Raw genomic sequence first — 15,358 nt, forward strand, 5'->3', positions numbered from 1 at the left:
CATTTTATCTAGCATGAGTTGCAATCTTCCCAAAGGGAACAGATTGCAATGAGCAAACTTGACCGTTGTTGGTGTCTAGTTGCCAGCGTGCTTTCGTTGGCCATCGTCTTGTCGTCTCCGGCGACGGCCCAAGAAGGCTCCGAGCCGACCCAACTACCGCCGGTGGAGGTGACCGCCCAAAGACTTAATGAAGTGGTCCGGGCTTTCGTAGCCGACGTGTCCGAAGTCCACGAGCGTGGAGGCCAGATTGCGCGCTTCGACACCCGCATCTGCCCCGGCGTGGTCAACCTGCCCGCTGATATCGCCCAGACGCTCAACGACCGGATTGCATCCGCCGCCCACGTCGCCGGACGAGCCGTCGGCGGTCCCGGCTGCGTTCCGAACGTCCTCGTCATTTTCACCGACGATTCCGACCGCCTGGCCAACGAACTGGCTGACGCCCATCCTTCCGCCTTCTCCTTCTACGTCAGCCTCAATCAGAATGCCGAAAGCGCCCTGACCGCGTTTCGCGCGCCAGGGGAAACAGTGCGTGTCTGGTACATGGCCCGCGAGACCACGGGCATAGAGCAGGCGTTCCGGATCGGCCGTCCCCGAGGCACTTTTGAAATCCGGGCTCCAATAGGACTTTACCCCAACAGCGGGCGACTGAGCGCCGCGCATGAAACAGTGATCACCCGGTCCTTGATCATCGTCGACACATCCCGTCTGGGTCCAGTCAACCCGCACGCACTGGGCGACTATCTGGCTATGATCTCCTTGGCGCGGATCGACATCCACACATCGACCGCGCACCTGGACACCATTCTGAACCTGCTTTCGGACCCCGACGCGCGGCCGGAAGGCCTGTCATCATGGGACAAGGCCTATCTGCAAAGCCTGTATTCCGCGCGCGCGAACAGCGCCAGCACCGGTCTCCACGTTCGAGAGATCGCCAACCGGATGACACGCCGAGTAGCCCAAACACAGTAGGCGCGCTCAGCTTCTTGATCTGACCAGGGCCCAGGCCGTCGCCACGACGGTCGAGGCCAGAAGCGCCGAGCCGATCCAGTCCCAGGCGCCGTCTTCCAGCAGGGCGCCGACCAGGCCCGCCAGGCTCAGCACGAACAGCACGATCGGCGCGCGGAACACCGCCCACAGGCTCAGGTCCTTTCGATTGGCGCGGTGAGGACGGCTCATGCCGGCCTCCGACGCTTGACCAGCCACAGATAGAGGCCCGAGCCCAGGATGACGATGGTCGCCAGGTCCAGCAGCGCCCACAGGATCTTCAGCGCCATCCCGCCGTAGTCGCCGAAATGCAGCGGCTGCGACAGCGACAGCGTCTTTACATACCACGGCATCTGCGCCACCGCCGCCAGCTCTCCCGTCCGCGCGTCGATCAGGGCCGGCGTCGTCATGTGCGTCGTCAGCGGCGTGTCCCCGTGGAAGAAGACCGCATAGTGGTGGTCGGTCGAATAGGCCGTGCCGGGAAAGGCCACGAACTGCAGCTGCATGCCCGGCAGGGCCGCCCGCGCCCGCTGCACCGCCGCGTCCAGCGAGCTGCGCTCGCCCGTCGGCGCCGGCGAATCATAGGCCGCGGTCAGTTCCTTCAGCGCCGTGTCCTTCCAATAGGCCAGGATCGGCGTCGCCAGGGTGTTGACCACGCCGGTCACCCCCACCACCAGCACCCAGCCGACCGTCACCACGCCCAGCAGGTTGTGATAGTCCAGCCAGCGCGTCCGCGCGGCCTTCTTCACCCGCACCGTGCCGAACGGCAGCCGCCTCATGAAGGGGGCGTAGAGCACCACGCCCGACACCACCGCCGCCACCAGCAGCAGCCCCATCGCCCCCAGGAACAGCATCCCCGGCAGGCCCAGGAACATGTCGGTGTGCAGCTGCAGCAGGAACTCCATCACCGGATGGCCGGCCACCGGCGGCGCGGCCGCCCCCGTGGTCTGGTCGATCGGCTGGAACGTATACCGCCCGGCCGGCCCGTCGGGATCGATGCTGGTGACGTTCACCACCGGCCGATCCTCGTCGAAGCTCATGAAGGCGGGGACCTCTCCGGGCCTTTTCGCCAGGGCGATTTCCAGAACCCGGTCCAGGCTCAGCCGCGGCGCGGCCAGATCGCCCGTCGCGGCCTGGTCGCCCAGCAGCAGTTCGTCCAGCTCATGGGTGAAGACCAGCGGCAGGCCGGTCAGGCACAACATCAGCAGGAACAGGGTCGAGACCAGGCTCGACCATTTGTGAACCCAGGACCAGGCGCGGATCGTCCGCGTCTTCATCCGCCTCAGAACTCCGCGGAGACCGACAGGCGATAGGTCCGCGGCGCGCCCAGCGTCAGATAGTTCGACCCCGGATAACCGCCGACGGCGACCCATTGGTCCTCGTCCGCCACGTTCTCGACCCGTGCCCGCACGGTCAGCGGCTTGCCGCCCGCCTCGAAGGCGTAGCGGACGCCCGCGTCGAAGCGGGTCCAGCTGTCCAGTTCGACCGTGTTGTCGGCGCTCGCGGCCTGCGAGCCGGTGTGGATCGCCCGCCCCTCCAGCGTCAGGCCGTCCAGCCCCGGCACGTCCCATTCGACGTTGGCGTTGATCTGGAAGTCCGGCACGCCGATGGCCGACTTGCCTTCCAGCGCCGGGTTCAGCGCCTGGTTGATCTCGGTGTCCAGCCACGTCGCGCCGCCGATCAGGCGCAGGCCCGTGATCAGCTCGCCGAACACGGTCAGCTCGACGCCCTGATTTTCCTGTTCGCCACCGTCGCTATAGACGCCCGTGTCCGCGTCGAAATAGGCGGACGGCAAGGTGGTGCGGAAGACGCTCAGCGTGCCGCCGAACGAACCGGCGTCGTACTTGGCGCCGACTTCCATCTGTTCTGCGCGATAGGGCTCGAGCACCTCTCCGGCGTTGACGACCCGCACACCGTTGACCACCGCCGGCGCGGTCGTGCCCGGAACCAGCGCCTCGGCGTAGTTGGCGTAGAGCGAGATGGCGTCGGACGGCTTGTACACCAGGGCGAAGGCCGGGGTCATCGCATCGCTGGAATAGGACGAGAGACCGGCCCCCGTATTATACTCGTAGGACTTGGTCTCGATCTCCTGGTAGCGGGCGCCGATCGTAGCCAGCAGGCGGCCGTCGAACAGGCTCAGCATATCGGCGACGGCGACGGAGGAGGTCTTGACCCGCTCGGTCACGCCCGGATCGTCCAGGTCGCCGCCGACGAAGAAGTCGGGGTTGGGCGCGGGCGTGAACACCGGATTATACAGATCGCTGGGGAAGCCCGAGAAGTCGGAGAAGGCGTAGGCGTTCTCGGACTTGGACTGCACCTGCGAGGCCGAGGCGACCAGCCGGTGCCCCACCGGCCCCGTGGTCAGATCGGCCCGGACGCCGATGTCGCCGGACCACACCGTGTCCTCGCGCACATTGTCGAAACGGTAGGCGCTCAGGGTCCCGTCGGCCTGGGCCGTCGGATTGGCCAGGACGTTGTCCTCCTTGCCCTGCCGGCCGCCGAAGGCCGCCCAGACGGTGACGTCGTCGGTCAGGTCGAACTCGCCGCGCGCGGCGCCGAACAGCTGTTCCTCGTCGGTGTAGGTCCAGGGCTGGGCGAAGTCGACGTCGGCCGACGGCGGGGCCGGGATGGCGCCCGCCGGCGTCACGGTCGGACGCGGGGCGTCGATGCGGTGGTCCTGCCAGCCCAGGTCGGCCGAGAAGCGCGCACGATCGCCCCGGCGATCCAGGCCCAGACCGACGACGCGCAGCTGGCCGTCCTCGCCCTCGACCGAACCCTCGCCGTCGCGGCTGACCAGGTTCAGGCGCGCGCCCCATTCGTCGTCCTGGCCGAAGCGGCGGGCCAGGTCGGCGGCGGCGTAGATTTCATCATGGCCCGACACGCCGGCGGTCAGGCGGGTCAGCGGCTGGGATCCCGCCCGCTTGGGCACCAGGTTGAAGGCCCCGCCCACGCCGCTGCCGCCCGGCGCCGCGCCGTTCAGAAAGGCGGTGGCGCCATGAAACACCTCGACCCGTTCGACCAGTTCGGCGGCCACGAACTGGCGCGGCAGCACGCCGTACAGGCCGTTGTAGGTCATGTCGTCCGAATAGACCGGGAAGCCGCGGATGACGTACAGCTCCTGGAAGTTGCCGAAGCCCTTGGACACCCGCACGACCGGATCGTTCTGCAGCACGTCGCCGATGCTGCGCGATTGCTGATCGCGCACCAGCTTCTCGGTGTAGCTGGTCGAGGCGAACGGCGTGTCCATCGCATCCAGATTGCCGAACAGGCCGACCCGGCCGCCCGTGGCCACCTGGCCGCCCGCCGCCGCGCCCGGCAGCCGCACCTGCGATCCGGTCACCACGATCTCGTCCAGCTGGGCGGGCTCCGCACCGCCGGTCTGGGCCAGGGCGGGGGCGGCGACGGTCAGCGCCAGCAGGCTGGCGGCGCAGGCGAAACGGCGGCGGGAGGAGCGAACCATGAATTGCAACGCATTCTCAGGAGGAGGAGGAGACGGCGCTCTCTACGCGCCGTTGCGACTGCTTTGCAATGGCGGAAGGCCGGAATGTTCGAGTCCGCCACTTGTAATTAGCAGTTCTCCTAATTAGGGATGTCGCTATGAACACTCTGTTCAAGGCCCTGTCGCATCCCGTGCGCCGTCGCATCATCGCCATGCTGCGCGCGGGCCCGCTGGCGTCAGGCGACATCGCCGCCGCCTTCGACATGAGCTGGCCCACCATAACCGGCCACCTCAACGCCCTGAAGGAAGCCGGCCTGGTCAGCCCCGAGCGCGACGGCCAGACCATCCGCTATCGCCTGGAAATCTCCGCCGTCGAGGAGGCCATGGCCTTCCTGATGGACATCGCCGGCGCTGGAAGCCGCGCCGACGCCCCCGCCCCGCTCAAACCGCAGGAGACGCCCAAATGACGACCCGCCGCTTGACGCTTCTGGACATCGCCACCGCGATCATGACCGTGGTGATCCTGGCCATGGCGCTGTGGGCCGCGACACGCGCGCCGGACGTCGCCTATCCGATGCATTTCAACACGCGGGGCGAACCCGACCGCTGGGGCGACCGCACGGAACTGGCCGTGCTGCTCGGCTTCATGGCCGCCATGACCGCGATCACCGCCGGCATGATGGGCTGGTACGCCGAGAAGGCGGAGGACCCCGCCCGCCGGCGCAGCCTGCGTATGGGCCAGATGGTGTCCCTGGTCAGCATCGGCGGGGTCACGGGCCTGATCCTGTGGTTCACCGTCGGCGCCATGACGAACGGACAGCCGCCCGCGATCGGCTGGGCCATGGCCGTCACCGGTCTGATCCTGGCTGTGGTGGGCGGCGGCCTGGGCCGTGTCGGCCCCAATCCGATCGTCGGCGTCCGCACGCCCTGGAGCTACAAGAGCCGCCTCGCCTGGGACCGGTCCAACCGCCTGGCCGGACGGCTGTTCTTCTGGATCGGCCTGGGCCTGATCGTGGCCGCCCCGATCGCGCCCCAGCCGGCGGCCTCCATCGCCATGGTCGTGATGATTTTGGTCGCGGCGATCTGGCCCATAGTCGAAAGCTGGCGCGTCTGGCGCAGCGATCCCGACCGCCAGCCCTTCTGACACCCCAGCCTCGACCGCCGGAGAATTCGATCATGCTGACCCTGCTCGCCGCAGCCGCCCTGCTGGCCGGACCGACCGCCGCCGACGTGACCCTGCCGGCCCAGCCCGCGCCGCTGTCGGGAACCCTGCTGAGCCCGGACGGCGCGCCCTCGGCCGTCGTGGTCATCCTGCCCGGTTCCGGCCCCACCGACCGCGACGGGAACCAGGCGCCGGCCATCCGCGCCTCGACCTATCGCCTGCTGGCCGAGGGACTGGCCGCCGAAGGGATCGCCACCGTCCGCATCGACAAGCGCGGGATCGGCGCCAGCGCCGCCGCCGGCTTCGACGAGACGAAGCTGCGCTTCTCGGACTACGCCGCCGACGCCCGCGCCTGGGCCGCCCAGGCCGCGCGTCTGACGAACCAGCCCTGCGCCTGGCTGATCGGTCACAGCGAGGGCGCCCTGGTCGCTCTCCAGGCCGTGCAGGACGGCCCGAGCCCCGACGACGACAGGATCTGCGGCCTGGTCCTGCTGTCGGGCGCCGGGCGCCCGGCGGGGGTGGTGTTGCGCGAACAGCTGACCGCCGTGCCCGAGCCGCTGAAGACCCAGGCTTATGACGCCCTGACCCAGCTGGAGGCGGGCCGCACGGTCGCCGATCCGCCCGCCGCCCTGGCCGCCCTGTTCCGCCCGTCGGTCCAGCCCTATCTGATCTCGTGGCTGCCGCTGGATCCCGCCGCCCTGCTGGCCGCCTACGAGGGGCCGGTCTTCATCGGCCAGGGGACCACCGACATCCAGGTCGGCGTCGTCGACGCCCAGACCCTGGCCGCCGCCGATCCGGACGCGACCCTGAAACTGTGGGACGGGGTCAACCACGTCCTCAAGACCGCCCCCGTCGACCGCGCCGGCAACCTGGCGACCTACGCCGATCCCGACCTGCCGCTGGCCCCCGGCGTGGCGCGGGATGTGGCGGCCTTCATCAAGGCGAACGCCGCCCCCTGATGCTCCCTGGCGCTGGCGTACGTCCACATCGGCCTTGACTCATTTCGACGATTAGCTAATCATCACATCATGAGTTCGGTATTCAAGGCCCTTTCCGATCCTACCCGTCGCCGGGTGCTTCAGCTCCTTCGCCAGGGGCCGATGAGCGCGGGCGAGATCAGCGACCGGTTCGACGTCTCCAAGCCGACCATGTCGGCGCACTTTGCGGTGCTGAAGGAGGCCGACCTGGTCCATGCGGAGAAGGCCGGGAAGTCCGTCCTCTATCACCTGAAGCTGTCGGTGCTCGAAGAGGCGCTGCTGGGCTTCGTCCAGTCATTCGAACCCGGCGCGGAAACGCCCCGGCCCGCGGAGGAGACCGCTCGATGAGACACGACCTGATCCCCAGCCTGATCTGGGCCGGCGGCCTGATCGCCGTGGCCCTGGCCGCCTCGACGGCGCGCGACATGGGCTATCTCGGCGGCGACGCGGTCAATCGCATCGTCCTGGGCGCGACCGGCCTGATGATCGCGTGGTACGGCAACCGCCTGCCCAAGACCTTCGCCCCCAGCGCCCACGCCCGCCGCGTCAACCGCGTCGCCGGCTGGTCGATGGCGATCAGCGGCCTGACCTACGCCGCCCTGTGGGCCTTCGCCCCCTTCCCGGTCGCCCTGATCGGCGGCTGCGGCGCGGTGATCGCGGGCATGGCGGTGACGCTGGCATACTGCCTGTCGCTGCGGGCCGGCGCGCGGGCGGTCTGAGCCTATCCCTCGTCCAACTCCCCCCGCGCCATCTCGGCCAGGGCGAAGAAGCGGTCGCGAACCCCGGCGGCGTAGGGATTGTCGCGTTCGATGGCGTGGAACACCGCCGGGCTGTCGTGGCGCACCATGTCCACCGCCTGCATCAGCCGCTCGAAGCTGGCGGTGGTCATGCGCGTCGGCAGGGGCTCCATCTTCAGCAGCACCCGCGCGATCAGATGCGTCAGCCCCTGCACCGTCGCGGCCTCGCGGTCGTGATCCTCAGGGCTGACCTGAAACACCTTGAGCGTCAGCGCCCGGCGGCAGAAGGCGGCCACGCGGCGGGCGGCCTTGGCGCCCCGCACCTCGCACACCGCGATCCTGAACCCCGCGATCCCGTCGCGCGCGCTCTGCGGCCCGAACAATGGGTGCGTACCCACGATCCGCACGCCAGGCGGCAAGGCGGCCTGCATCGCCCGCGCCGGCTTCACCTTCACAGAGCCGACGTCGATCACCAGGGCGTCGGGCTGCAGGTGGGGCGTGATCGCCGCGAGCGTCTCCTCCAGCGCCCCGACCGGCACGGCCAGGATCACGACCGGACAGGCGGCCGCCGCCCCCAGGTCGGCCAGGGTCGCGACGCCCTCGCCGTCCGTCGCGGCCGGGTCGTGGGCGATCACCTGGAACGACGCCGCCAGATATCGAGCCGTCAGCCGCCCGAAGGCGCCGAAGCCGATCAGGCCGAGACGAGGTTTCGACGCCCCCGCCATCCCCGTCATCCTCGGGCTTGACCCGATGACCGGCCGCAGATCGGGCTGTGCGCCCGCCCCAGGCGCGAGGCGGTCGCCCTTCCGATCCTCGGATCAAGCCCGAGGATGACGACAGTGAACGACATGGAATTCACAGCGTCTCCTGGAACCGCACCGGCCGGCCGTGCGCCGATCCGATCAGTTCGCCGTCCTGCATCACCACCCGGCCGCGCACGAGGGTCGCCATCGGCCAGCCGGTGGCCTCCACACCGTCGAACGGGGTCCAGCCGCAGCGCGTGGCCTGCTGGTCGTGCGTGATGGTCCGCTTGGCCTTCAGATCGACGATGGTCAGATCGGCGTCATAACTGACGGCCATGCGGCCCTTGTTCGCCGTGCCGAACACCCGCTGCGCCCCGCCCGAGGTCAGGTCGATGAACCGCTCCAGGCTCAGCCGGCCGTTCGCGACATGGGTCAGCATCAGCGGCACCAGCGTCTGCACCCCCGGCATCCCGGACGGAGACGCGGGATAGGGCTTGGCCTTCTCCTCCTTGGTGTGCGGCGCGTGGTCGGACCCCAGCACGTCGGCCACGCCCTGCTGCATGCCCCACAGCCACAGGGCGTCCACATGGTCCTGCGACCTGATCGGCGGGTTCATCTGGGCGTAGCTGCCCAGCCGCTCATAGGCTTCCGGCCCCACCAGCGTCAGGTGCTGGGGCGTGATCTCGACGGTCGCGACATCCTTGTGGAAGCGCAGATATTCCATCTCGTCCTTGGTCGTGACGTGCAGCACATGGATGCGCGCGCCCGTTTCCCGGGCCAGGCCGACAAGGCGCCGCGTCGAACGGATGGCGCTCTCGGCGTCGCGCACCTCGGGATGGCTGGTCCAGTCGCCGGTGCGGGCCAGACCGCGCCGCTCGACCAGCCGGTATTCGTCCTCAGAGTGGAAGGTGGCCCGACGGCGCACATTGCTCAGCACCTTGCGAACCCCGTCGTCGTCGGCGATCAGCAGGTCGCCGGTCGAGGCGCCCATGAACACCTTGACCCCGCAGCAGCCGGGCAGCCGCTCCAGTTCGCCCAGATAGTCGGCGTTCTCGTGGGTGCCGCCGATGTAGAAGGCGTGGTCGGTCCACATCCGGTCCTTCGCCCGCGCCAGCTTGTCCGCCATTGTGTCCGGGTCGGTGGTGTTGGGATTGGTGTTCGGCATCTCGAAAACGGCGACGACGCCGCCCAGGGCCGCCGCGCGCGACCCGGTCTCCAGGTCCTCCTTCCACTCCAGCCCCGGCTCGCGGAAATGGACCTGGGTGTCGATCACGCCGGGCAGGACGGTCAGGCCGGTCGCGTCGAAGGTCTCGCCGGCCGAGGCCTGGCTCAGGTCGCCGATGAAGGCGATCTTGCCGTCGATCACGCCGACGTCGGCCATGCCGCGCCCGGCGTGGTTGGCCACCTCGCCGCCGCGCACGATCAGGTCATAGGTCTGGGTCATCGCACCATCCTCGTATCCATCACCGTCATCCTCGGGCTAGACTCGAGGATCGGACCCTCCGCATCGCGACAGGCGATGCATCGGCGGCTGCTTTCTACCGGACTCCACCGCGCTTGCGGAACCCTCGATCCTCGGGTCAAGCCCGAGGATGACGGCAGGAAAGGTCACCCCTCCCGCAACACCTTCTGCGCCGCCTTCAGCACCCGCTCCCACGGCAGGTCCATCATGTGCTGGATCGCCTGGTTCAGGTTCGGGTCCAGCCTTCGGAACTCCTCGAAGCTGCGCGGTCCGCGCACCGCCACGCCCTTCCAGGGTCCGCGCGTCGCCTCGTCCGACGGCCCGAAGGCGGCGACGACAGGCACGCCCGCCGCCACCGCCAGCTGGGTCCAGATCGAATCCGCCCCGACATACAGCCGCGCCTTCGACAGGGCCGCGACCGTCTGCAGCCGCGTCAGCCTGCCCTGCAGCTCGATCACCCGCGCGCGCGGCACGGCGTAGCGGATGGTGTGGGCCGCCTCGCGGTCGATCTCCTCGCCCACGATCATCAGCCGTCCCCCCGCCAGCGGCCCGTCGTCGGCCAGCAGCTTGGTCGCCACCTTGGCGTAGCGTTCGGCCGGCCAGCGCCTGCCCATCCATTCGACCCCCGGCCCGACCGCCAGGATGGGCCCGTCGCCGCCGCTCGTCGGGATCATCGTCTCGACCTGCGCCGTCGTGTCGTCCGAGACATACAGCCGCGGCGCCGGCGTCTCGTCCGGCTCCAGCTTCAGCACGCGCGCGGCCGCCTCGACCGCGTGCAGGCCCGGCGGGTCCTCGCCCCGGACGGCCCGCTTCTGTCGCCGCAGCTTGCCCGACAGGGCCGAACCGCGCATGTCCACGACCAGCCCCCACTTCGTCGCCCGCACCTGGTTCCACAGCGCCAGCCATTCGAAATGGCCCTCGCGCTCCAGAACCATCAGTTGATCCAGTCGCGGCGTGTCGGCGAACAGCGGCGCCGAGGCGGCGGACCCGACCACGGTGAACCGCGCCTGGGGCAGGCTTTCGACCAGGTGCGCCAGGACGCCCGACGACAGCACGGCGTCCTCGGCGTCCGCCTCGGCGATATACAGGATGGGAAAGCGCCCGATCATCCGATGAACGACTAAAGGGATTCCGCACCGATTTCAGCGCCCGCGTGGGTTTTTCCACCGTCTCGAAGATGCGATACAGCGACGCGATGAAGACCGTCCCCGATCCCGCCGCGACCGCCGCGACCGCCGCCCTGGAACGCTATCGGGACCAGCGCGTCACCGCCATCCACCGGTTGGACCTGATCGCCAGGGGCGCGACCCTCAGCTACGAGGACGGAACGCCGGTCGACATGGCGTCGGAAAAGCGGCGTCTGGAAGAGATGGTCGCCGACAGGGACCGCCGCATCGCCGCCCTCGAGCGCGACCTGGGCCTGACTTGAGCCTGCCGCTCCTGCCGGGTCGGACCTGCGGCGGCTGCGTCGAGTGCTGCCGCGTCATCCCGCTGGACCTGCCGGAACTGGCCAAGCCCACGGGCCAGCTGTGCGCCTATTGCGTCAACGACGCGGGCTGCTCGGTGCACGAGGTGCGCCCCCAGACCTGCCGCATCTGGTTCTGCCTGTGGCGCGCGGTCGAATTGTCGGACGACTGGCGCCCCGACCGCAGCGGCGTGATCGTCCGCCCCGACGGGGTCGAGGACGGGGTCATCACCCTCTATGTCGTGCGCCCGTCCGACTTCCTGGGCTCGATGGACTTCTTCGCGACCGTCGCGGGCTGGATCGCCGAGGGCGTCGAGGTGGCGCTCAGCATCCCCGGCCCGGTCGGAACCTATCCGGCCCGCGCTGTCGTCACCGGCTGGCTGCGCCCGGCGGTCGAAGACGCCGATCCGGCCGACTTCCTGGCCCGGACCCTGCGCGCCCTGGACCGGCTGGGCGAACACGACTTCCAGCCGGACGGGTTCGAGACGCGCTACGCCGTGGTCTGAGGCGCCATTCAGGGCACGTATGGCGGCGAGACGGAGGACACGGACTTCGCAGCGCCGTGGTAGGATCGTCCCCGTGACATCCACGGACATTTCCACGTTCCGCGCCGGAGCAACGCCCATGACCGTCGAGGCCAACATCCGCGCCGCGCGCGCCTTCTACGACCTGATGTTCAACCAGAGCCGCCCCCGCGAGGCGGTCGAAGCCTATGTCGGCGACCGCTACGTCCAGCACAATCCGGTCGTGCCGGACGGGAAGGACGGCTTCATCGCCTATTTCGAGCGGATGGCCCGCGACTATCCCGGCAAGCGCGTCCACATCGTCCGCGCCCTGGGCCAGGACGATCTGGTGGTTCTGCACACCCGCCAGGAATGGCCGGGCGACAGCGACTGGGCCGGCATCGACATCTTCCGCTTCCAGAACGGCCGCATCGTTGAACACTGGGACGTGCTGCAACGCGTGCCCGAACAGGCCGCCCACGCCAACACCATGTTCTGACCCGACCCCGCCATACCCTCCACACCGATTTTTGCACGCGGCGCCGTCTGGAGACATTCGCCGCCCGGCCCTATCTAGCGCCCATGCCCGTCGCCCGCCTGTCCAGCCGCGCTCTGATCGCCGTCACCGGCGCCGACGCGCGGCCGTTCCTGCACAATCTGCTGACCCAGGACGTCGAGGGACTGGCGCCCGGCGAACTGCGGTTCGGCGCCCTGCTCTCCCCGCCGGGCCGGCTGCTGTTCGACCTGTTCATCCTCGGAACGGAGGACGGCGTCCTGCTGGACGTCGCCGCCGACCGGCGCGACGCCCTGCTGCAGCGCCTGTCGATGTATCGGCTGCGCGCCAAGGTTCAGATCGCCGCCGACGACCGGCCCGTCTTCGCCGCCTGGCCCGAAACGCCCGCCGGTTTCCTGGCCGACCCGCGCACACCGCTGCTGGGCGGGCGCTTCTATGGCGAGGCTACGGCCGACGCGACCGAGGCGGACTACGACGCCCATCGCCTGGCCGTCGGCGTCCCCGATCCGGCGACCGACGCCCCCGCCGACAAGACCTATCCGATCGAGGCGGACTTCGACCTGCTGAACGGCGTCGACTTCGCCAAGGGCTGTTTCGTCGGCCAGGAGACGACCTCGCGCATGAAGCGGCGCGGAACGATCAAGAGCCGCATGGCGCCGCTGGACTTCGACGGCCCGCCCCCGCTCTTCGGCGCCGAGGTCCTGCAGGGCGATCTGCGCGCCGGCCAGGTCCTGTCCGGGCGCGACGGCTCGGCCATGGCCCTGCTTCGCCTGGACCGCCTGGACGGCGACCTGACCGTGGACGGCCGACCCGTGCGCGTGCGCCGCCCGGCCTGGATGAGCGCCGAGGCCTTCGCCCCGCCCGAAAACCGATCCTGAAGACAGAGCCTCGCCCATGAACATCGCCGACCAGATCGTCCTCGTCACCGGCGGCGCGCGCGGCGTCGGCGCGGCCGCCGTCCGCGCCTTCGCCCGCGAAGGCGCCCGCGTCGTCGTCAACTGGCGCAACAGCGGCGAGGCGGCCCAGGGCCTGGCCGCCGAGATCGGCGCGCGCGCGATCGCGCTTCAGGCCGACGTCGCCGACCGCCCCGCCGTCCAGGCGATGGTCGAAAAGGCCCAGGCGCATTTCGGCGGGCCCGTCACCACCGTCGTCAACAACGCCCTGGACTACAGCTTCAACGGTGACGCCCGCTCGATGCTGGCCGACATCGGCTGGCGCGAGCTGGAAAACCAGTTCTCGACCGTGGTGCGGGGCGCCCTGAACGTCATCCAGGCGACCGCGCCCGGCATGATGACGGTCGGTTTCGGCCGGGTGGTGAACATCGGCACCAACCTGTTCCAGAACCCGGTCGTGCCCTATCACGACTACACCGCCGCCAAGGCGGCCCTGCTCAGCCTAACCCGCACCGCCTCGGCCGACTTGGGGCCGGCGGGGATCACCGTCAACATGGTGTCGGGCGGCCTGTTGCGGACCACCGACGCCAGCGCGGCCACCCCGGACGCCGTCTTCGATCTGATCGCCGGCATGACCCCTCTGCGCCACGTCACCACGCCGGAGGAGTTCGCCGACGCGGTCCTGTTCTTCGCCTCCCCCTGGAGCCGCGCCGTCACCGGCCAGAACCTCGTCGTCGACGGCGGACTGGTCCGCGACTGACCGGCCATCTTCGGCCGCTTTAGGCACGCAGGCGCGCTTCCCTTCCCGCGAACAGATCGGCAACATCGCGCCATGACCGACTCACACGCGCAAGGCCGCTGCGGCTGGTGCGGGACCGATCCGCTCTATGTCGCCTATCACGACCGGGAATGGGGCGTGCCCGAACGCGACGCCCGCGCCCTGTGGGAAAAGCTGGTGCTTGACGGCTTCCAGGCGGGGCTGGCCTGGATCACCATCCTGAGAAAACGCGAGGGGATGCGCGACGCCTTCGACGGCTTCGACCCCGAGATCGTCGCCCGCTACGACGAGGCGGACATCCAGCGGCTGCTTGGCGACGCCCGCATCATCCGCTCGCGCGCCAAGATCCAGGCCGCGATCAACGGCGCCCGCGTGTGGCTGAAGATGCGCGACGAGGGCGAGGATTTCTCGGACTGGCTCTGGTCCTTCGTCGGCGGCCAACCGATCCAGAACGACTGGAGCGACTATCGCCAGGCGCCGACCCAGACAGCGGAATCCGTCGCCATGGCCAAGGCCCTGAAGGCGCGCGGCTTCAACTTCTGCGGCCCTGTCATCGTCTATGCCTTCATGCAGGCCGTCGGCATGGTCAACGATCACCAGACCAGCTGCTTCCGTCACGGCCGGCTTCGTGCGATGGCGGGGCATGGCTAAGTCTCCCGCCAAATCCCGGGCCTTCCCGACCCTGGCGCTCGAAACCGTCTTGATCCAGCGCGTCGCCGGCCCGGTCTGCGGCGTGGACGAGGCGGGCCGCGGTCCCTGGGCGGGCCCGGTCTCGGCGGCGGCCGTCATCCTGAACGCCGACGACCTGCCCGCGGGCATCGACGACTCCAAGGCCCTGACCGCCGCCCGCCGCGAAGCCCTGGAGATCGAGATCAAGGCCCGCGCCGTCGCCTGGGGCGTCGGCTTCGCCTCGGTCGAGGAAATCCACGAGTTGAACATTCTGCACGCCACGGGCCTGGCCATGTGCCGCGCGATCGAGCAACTGGCGGTCCGGCCGGTCGCCGCCCTGGTGGACGGCAACTACCGGTTCAAGCTGCCGTGCGAGATCCAGACGGTGGTGGGCGGCGACGGCCTGTCGCTGTCGATCGCGGCGGCGTCCATCCTGGCCAAGACCGCGCGCGACCGTCTGATGATCGAGCTGGACGGGCGCTATCCCGGATATGGCTTCGCCAGCCACAAGGGTTACAACGCTCCGGCCCACCAGGCGGCGTTGAAGGTCCTGGGGCCCTGCCCCGCCCATCGGCGCGGCTGGTCGCCGATCAAGGCCTTGCTGGAAGAGGCCTGACGCCTCAGACGTGCATGAAGCCGCCCAGCAGCGCGCCCATCAGGGCGGCGACGGCCGCCCCCGCGATGGCCAGCATCCAGCGCGGCGGCGGGGGCAGTTGCGGCTCGGCGTCGATCTCTGTCTCGGGCGTCTCCAACGGGGCCGGCCGGCTGTAACGCTGGACGTTGTGGGTGAAGACGTTGCGCGTCTCCGGGCGCGTCTCCGGGCGCGGCGCATCCCAGGTCCAGTCCGCCTCGGCCACGCGCGGCGCCCACGACTTCGGCTCGGCCGTCGGCCGCACGCGATAGTCGTCGGCGCGGGAGGCGGGTCTGACAGGGTGAACGGGCGGTTGCATGTGCGAACAACGGCAGGGCGCGATTCGCGTTCCGTCTCGGATTGTGTTGTTTTCCCGACCTGTAGCGGAAAAACCTCGGCGA

At 69.5% G+C, this 15,358-nt stretch carries 20 protein-coding genes; 13 read left to right on the forward strand and 7 right to left on the reverse strand.

What is annotated here, in order from left to right; all coding sequences use genetic code 11:
- Positions 1-48: 48 nt before the first annotated feature.
- Positions 49-969, forward strand: coding sequence for a hypothetical protein (locus M8231_RS10095; RefSeq protein WP_249750082.1), 921 nt, complete (start codon positions 49-51; stop codon positions 967-969).
- Between the two features lie 6 nt (positions 970-975).
- Here M8231_RS10095 and M8231_RS10100 read toward each other — a convergent pair whose 3' ends face one another.
- The 3 genes from M8231_RS10100 to M8231_RS10110 are packed head-to-tail and all read right to left on the reverse strand — an operon-like array spanning position 976 to position 4,444.
- Complete coding sequence (locus M8231_RS10100; RefSeq protein ID WP_249750081.1) at positions 976-1,176, reverse strand: hypothetical protein; 201 nt, start codon at positions 1,174-1,176, stop codon at positions 976-978.
- A complete protein-coding gene (locus tag M8231_RS10105; RefSeq protein ID WP_250201405.1) occupies positions 1,173-2,357 on the reverse strand; it encodes a PepSY-associated TM helix domain-containing protein in 1,185 nt (394 codons plus the stop codon). Before M8231_RS10105 ends, M8231_RS10100 begins: the two co-directional genes overlap by 4 nt.
- Positions 2,267-4,444: a TonB-dependent receptor gene (locus M8231_RS10110; protein ID WP_250201406.1), complete on the reverse strand. Its 2,178-nt coding sequence runs from the start codon at positions 4,442-4,444 to the stop codon at positions 2,267-2,269. The genes M8231_RS10105 and M8231_RS10110 overlap by 91 nt, the downstream gene beginning before the upstream one ends.
- Before the next feature lie 137 nt (positions 4,445-4,581).
- Here M8231_RS10110 and M8231_RS10115 point away from each other — a divergent pair, with 137 nt between their 5' ends.
- The 5 genes from M8231_RS10115 to M8231_RS10135 all read left to right on the forward strand — a co-directional run bounded on the left by M8231_RS10115 (position 4,582) and on the right by M8231_RS10135 (position 7,281).
- Positions 4,582-4,890 (forward strand): metalloregulator ArsR/SmtB family transcription factor, encoded by a 309-nt coding sequence (locus M8231_RS10115; protein WP_249750079.1) that lies wholly within the window; start codon positions 4,582-4,584, stop codon positions 4,888-4,890.
- Entirely contained in the window at positions 4,887-5,567 is a 681-nt protein-coding gene (locus tag M8231_RS10120) for an SdpI family protein (protein ID WP_249750078.1), read from the forward strand. The genes M8231_RS10115 and M8231_RS10120 overlap by 4 nt, the downstream gene beginning before the upstream one ends.
- 32 nt (positions 5,568-5,599) lie before the next feature.
- A complete protein-coding gene (locus M8231_RS10125) occupies positions 5,600-6,544 on the forward strand; it encodes an alpha/beta hydrolase (RefSeq protein WP_249750077.1) in 945 nt (314 codons plus the stop codon).
- Between the two features lie 69 nt (positions 6,545-6,613).
- Positions 6,614-6,910 (forward strand): autorepressor SdpR family transcription factor, encoded by a 297-nt coding sequence (locus M8231_RS10130; protein WP_249750076.1) that lies wholly within the window; start codon positions 6,614-6,616, stop codon positions 6,908-6,910.
- Positions 6,907-7,281, forward strand: a complete 375-nt coding sequence (locus M8231_RS10135; RefSeq protein ID WP_249750075.1) for an ammonium transporter — start codon at positions 6,907-6,909, stop codon at positions 7,279-7,281. Before M8231_RS10130 ends, M8231_RS10135 begins: the two co-directional genes overlap by 4 nt.
- Before the next feature lie 2 nt (positions 7,282-7,283).
- On the opposite strand, the gene M8231_RS10140 is transcribed toward M8231_RS10135, so the two are convergent.
- The 3 genes from M8231_RS10140 to M8231_RS10150 form a co-directional block, all read right to left on the reverse strand.
- A complete protein-coding gene (locus M8231_RS10140) occupies positions 7,284-8,024 on the reverse strand; it encodes a prephenate dehydrogenase/arogenate dehydrogenase family protein (RefSeq protein WP_249750074.1) in 741 nt (246 codons plus the stop codon).
- A 130-nt stretch (positions 8,025-8,154) separates the two neighbouring features.
- Positions 8,155-9,486 carry a dihydroorotase gene (locus M8231_RS10145; RefSeq protein ID WP_250201407.1) on the reverse strand — a complete coding sequence of 444 codons (1,332 nt, stop codon included), beginning with the start codon at positions 9,484-9,486 and terminating at the stop codon, positions 8,155-8,157.
- A 164-nt stretch (positions 9,487-9,650) separates the two neighbouring features.
- A complete protein-coding gene (locus tag M8231_RS10150; protein WP_249750072.1) occupies positions 9,651-10,613 on the reverse strand; it encodes a glycosyltransferase family 9 protein in 963 nt (320 codons plus the stop codon).
- 86 nt (positions 10,614-10,699) lie between these two features.
- On the opposite strand from M8231_RS10150, the gene M8231_RS10155 reads away from it, so the two are divergent.
- The 7 genes from M8231_RS10155 (at position 10,700) to rnhB (ending at position 14,942) form a co-directional block, all read left to right on the forward strand.
- Positions 10,700-10,933: a hypothetical protein gene (locus M8231_RS10155; protein WP_249750071.1), complete on the forward strand. Its 234-nt coding sequence runs from the start codon at positions 10,700-10,702 to the stop codon at positions 10,931-10,933.
- Complete coding sequence (locus tag M8231_RS10160; RefSeq protein WP_250201408.1) at positions 10,930-11,475, forward strand: hypothetical protein; 546 nt, start codon at positions 10,930-10,932, stop codon at positions 11,473-11,475. The genes M8231_RS10155 and M8231_RS10160 overlap by 4 nt, the downstream gene beginning before the upstream one ends.
- A gap of 118 nt (positions 11,476-11,593) precedes the next feature.
- Positions 11,594-11,971 carry a nuclear transport factor 2 family protein gene (locus tag M8231_RS10165; RefSeq protein ID WP_250201409.1) on the forward strand — a complete coding sequence of 126 codons (378 nt, stop codon included), beginning with the start codon at positions 11,594-11,596 and terminating at the stop codon, positions 11,969-11,971.
- Between the two features lie 83 nt (positions 11,972-12,054).
- The gene (gene ygfZ / locus M8231_RS10170) at positions 12,055-12,864 is read left to right on the forward strand and encodes a CAF17-like 4Fe-4S cluster assembly/insertion protein YgfZ (RefSeq protein ID WP_249750068.1); all 810 of its coding nucleotides are present in this window, start codon (positions 12,055-12,057) and stop codon (positions 12,862-12,864) included.
- Positions 12,865-12,880: 16 nt separating this feature from the next.
- Complete coding sequence (locus M8231_RS10175; RefSeq protein ID WP_249750067.1) at positions 12,881-13,639, forward strand: 3-oxoacyl-ACP reductase; 759 nt, start codon at positions 12,881-12,883, stop codon at positions 13,637-13,639.
- A gap of 72 nt (positions 13,640-13,711) precedes the next feature.
- Complete coding sequence (locus M8231_RS10180; protein WP_250201410.1) at positions 13,712-14,308, forward strand: DNA-3-methyladenine glycosylase I; 597 nt, start codon at positions 13,712-13,714, stop codon at positions 14,306-14,308.
- The gene (rnhB, locus tag M8231_RS10185; RefSeq protein ID WP_249750066.1) at positions 14,301-14,942 is read left to right on the forward strand and encodes a ribonuclease HII; all 642 of its coding nucleotides are present in this window, start codon (positions 14,301-14,303) and stop codon (positions 14,940-14,942) included. The genes M8231_RS10180 and rnhB overlap by 8 nt, the downstream gene beginning before the upstream one ends.
- 4 nt (positions 14,943-14,946) lie before the next feature.
- On the opposite strand, the gene M8231_RS10190 is transcribed toward rnhB, so the two are convergent.
- Positions 14,947-15,276 (reverse strand): hypothetical protein, encoded by a 330-nt coding sequence (locus tag M8231_RS10190; RefSeq protein ID WP_250201411.1) that lies wholly within the window; start codon positions 15,274-15,276, stop codon positions 14,947-14,949.
- Positions 15,277-15,358: the final 82 nt, after the last annotated feature.

This window comes from Brevundimonas albigilva (assembly GCF_023573565.1).
In the GTDB taxonomy this organism is placed as follows: Bacteria; Pseudomonadota; Alphaproteobacteria; order Caulobacterales; family Caulobacteraceae; genus Brevundimonas; species Brevundimonas albigilva.

Bases quoted from the DNA above. Each gene is read 5' to 3' on its own strand.
- M8231_RS10095 (WP_249750082.1), top strand. From the start codon at position 49: ATGAGCAAACTTGACCGTTGTTGGTGTCTAGTTGCCAGCGTGCTTTCG.
- M8231_RS10100 (WP_249750081.1), bottom strand. From the start codon at position 1,176: ATGAGCCGTCCTCACCGCGCCAATCGAAAGGACCTGAGCCTGTGGGCG.
- M8231_RS10105 (WP_250201405.1), bottom strand. From the start codon at position 2,357: ATGGGTCGCCGTCGGCGGTTATCCGGGGTCGAACTATCTGACGCTGGG.
- M8231_RS10110 (WP_250201406.1), bottom strand. From the start codon at position 4,444: ATGGTTCGCTCCTCCCGCCGCCGTTTCGCCTGCGCCGCCAGCCTGCTG.
- M8231_RS10115 (WP_249750079.1), top strand. From the start codon at position 4,582: ATGAACACTCTGTTCAAGGCCCTGTCGCATCCCGTGCGCCGTCGCATC.
- M8231_RS10120 (WP_249750078.1), top strand. From the start codon at position 4,887: ATGACGACCCGCCGCTTGACGCTTCTGGACATCGCCACCGCGATCATG.
- M8231_RS10125 (WP_249750077.1), top strand. From the start codon at position 5,600: ATGCTGACCCTGCTCGCCGCAGCCGCCCTGCTGGCCGGACCGACCGCC.
- M8231_RS10130 (WP_249750076.1), top strand. From the start codon at position 6,614: ATGAGTTCGGTATTCAAGGCCCTTTCCGATCCTACCCGTCGCCGGGTG.
- M8231_RS10135 (WP_249750075.1), top strand. From the start codon at position 6,907: ATGAGACACGACCTGATCCCCAGCCTGATCTGGGCCGGCGGCCTGATC.
- M8231_RS10140 (WP_249750074.1), bottom strand. From the start codon at position 8,024: ATGGCGGGGGCGTCGAAACCTCGTCTCGGCCTGATCGGCTTCGGCGCC.
- M8231_RS10145 (WP_250201407.1), bottom strand. From the start codon at position 9,486: ATGACCCAGACCTATGACCTGATCGTGCGCGGCGGCGAGGTGGCCAAC.
- M8231_RS10150 (WP_249750072.1), bottom strand. From the start codon at position 10,613: ATGATCGGGCGCTTTCCCATCCTGTATATCGCCGAGGCGGACGCCGAG.
- M8231_RS10155 (WP_249750071.1), top strand. From the start codon at position 10,700: ATGAAGACCGTCCCCGATCCCGCCGCGACCGCCGCGACCGCCGCCCTG.
- M8231_RS10165 (WP_250201409.1), top strand. From the start codon at position 11,594: ATGACCGTCGAGGCCAACATCCGCGCCGCGCGCGCCTTCTACGACCTG.
- ygfZ (WP_249750068.1), top strand. From the start codon at position 12,055: ATGCCCGTCGCCCGCCTGTCCAGCCGCGCTCTGATCGCCGTCACCGGC.
- M8231_RS10175 (WP_249750067.1), top strand. From the start codon at position 12,881: ATGAACATCGCCGACCAGATCGTCCTCGTCACCGGCGGCGCGCGCGGC.
- M8231_RS10180 (WP_250201410.1), top strand. From the start codon at position 13,712: ATGACCGACTCACACGCGCAAGGCCGCTGCGGCTGGTGCGGGACCGAT.
- rnhB (WP_249750066.1), top strand. From the start codon at position 14,301: ATGGCTAAGTCTCCCGCCAAATCCCGGGCCTTCCCGACCCTGGCGCTC.
- M8231_RS10190 (WP_250201411.1), bottom strand. From the start codon at position 15,276: ATGCAACCGCCCGTTCACCCTGTCAGACCCGCCTCCCGCGCCGACGAC.